The 1846-nt window shown below is 34.3% G+C and carries 2 protein-coding genes; both read right to left on the bottom strand.

The window, feature by feature from the left end; all coding sequences use genetic code 11:
• Nucleotides 1-737: 737 nt before the first annotated feature.
• Entirely contained in the window at nt 738-1085 is a 348-nt protein-coding gene (locus BKP35_RS12335) for a hypothetical protein (protein ID WP_071313665.1), read from the bottom strand.
• Between the two features lie 110 nt (nt 1086-1195).
• Nucleotides 1196-1711: a hypothetical protein gene (locus BKP35_RS12330; protein WP_071313664.1), complete on the bottom strand. Its 516-nt coding sequence runs from the start codon at nt 1709-1711 to the stop codon at nt 1196-1198.
• Nucleotides 1712-1846 lie beyond the last annotated feature (135 nt).

Below are 1846 nucleotides of genomic sequence, written 5' to 3'. Positions count from 1 at the left end.
TCTTGATGGGATTGTTTCAGGAAACTTGGTTCCTTCATTCCAATCCTCAGTTGTAAAGTTGAAGTTTTTCTAGTAAACTTCCTGTATTTTCACGCTGGAAAGCGTTTATAACAGAACTTGTCGCGCGCTTCCGTTAGTTCAAGATGGATATTGTACAGTATGTGGAGAGTGAGCAACAAAGTGGTGACGGAGGTTTATTGACAAATACTGTAAAACTGATGTGTCAATCTACGTTTTGATGCGCGGGCTTTACAAATACTGTAGTTACTGTACGTCAATCGATGTTGTGTTGGGTACTCTACCCATTTTTCTGGACATGAGAGACCTTATTTCATAGATTTGTTGAGTTTTTTCAATTTAGCGGACACCACGGGCTTTATTCCATCTAAAACACCGGTTTTTGGTTCGTTTTTTGCCAAATAAGGTCCCTTATGTCCGATAATTCTTAAAATTATGTATTTTTGGTGAAATAACGTCCCTGGTGTCCGCTTGGCTCAGCAATGATCAATTTTCAACTTAGCTTTTTAGTATCTGCATAGGTCGAGTGGGCGATTCCACCCTAGAGAGTTCGTAGTATGTTTTGCTCTTCTGCTCTTTAGTGCAACAGGATGTACAATTCCTTATTCAAGATAAGCTCTCGTTTGTTGAATAGGAAAACCCATGTAAATTTTATTTAGAATGGATTCTCCCCCTTTAAAAAGGGAACTAAAATTATATAAATAGAACCGACAAACTTGTTAAAGAAGACTAACCTTCTCTTTCATCTTAAAAATAACTATAATATAAACTATTGTTAGAAGAATTACTAGTGCAACTAAAAACAAGTAAACTGTTTCTGGTGTGAATGACCAAATTAACGAACCTATTATATACAGCGTATAAGTAGAAAGAACTATAATTCCTAACCATATTAATGATTTAACCTCTTTAAGATAACCTATTAATGTTAGGAAAAACAATAACGAAGCTACAATTCCAACTATTGCTAAAATTGTTTGTTCGTCTCTCCAAAAATCAAACCCATTTATTAAAGACACTAAACATAAGAACGCCAAATAAAATAGAATATACTTGTTTTTACTCAATAAAATCACCTCCAGAAACTAAAACCTTTTCTCCCTCTCTTAAAGTAAATGCTTCTTTAAGTACATTCATTCACAAGCAGAAGGAGTTATTCAAGAACTATACTGAAACTTTATTCTAATCCCTTGAAAAAACCTTCGAATTCCATTATTTGCTGTTGACGAAAACCAAAATTTTTGTATTCGATAATGAGATGACTTATGTTATTTTCATAGTTTGCATCGTGTAGTTCCACCCGAAAAACGAGCATGAAGTTGTCTTCTACTTTATAGTTTTCTACTGGTAAGTATTCGTTGATATACCCTTCTTCAATTGCGAAATCTTCGTCTATCACTCCCGTTACACCCATTTTATCAATCATCGAAGTGACAGATAATTGTAAATCTACTTCATTTAGCTCCGTTCCATCGTGTTTTATTAATGTTACGTTGGTTAAAGTCGGTTTTCCAAAACCACCCCAATGCAGACCGTAGCCCATATAAAACGGAAGCCTTTCTTCTACAATTGGGGCATCTTTAGCAATATATGAGGTAGAACCGATAACAAATTCTCCTTTTGAAAAAACATAGTTAAATATAATAACGTTTAATACTAGAGTAGCAAACAGTATAATAAACCACTTTTTCATTCAAGTACCTCCCTCTATAAATATTGATATACCAACGGTTTGAGCCGTTGGAGAAGTACCAAAAAAATATTTTTCGACACGACCTCTAACATTATTTTTATAATATGTGAAACTATGCCAATTGGTGGGTACGCT

The sequence above is a fragment of the Anaerobacillus arseniciselenatis genome, assembly GCF_001865995.1.
Taxonomy (GTDB): Bacteria; Bacillota; Bacilli; order Bacillales; family Anaerobacillaceae; genus Anaerobacillus; species Anaerobacillus arseniciselenatis.
This window is presented reverse-complemented; position numbering and strand designations above follow the sequence as displayed.

Coding starts and splice junctions, on each gene's coding strand:
- BKP35_RS12330 (WP_071313664.1), bottom strand. CDS start 1,711: ATGAAAAAGTGGTTTATTATACTGTTTGCTACTCTAGTATTAAACGTT.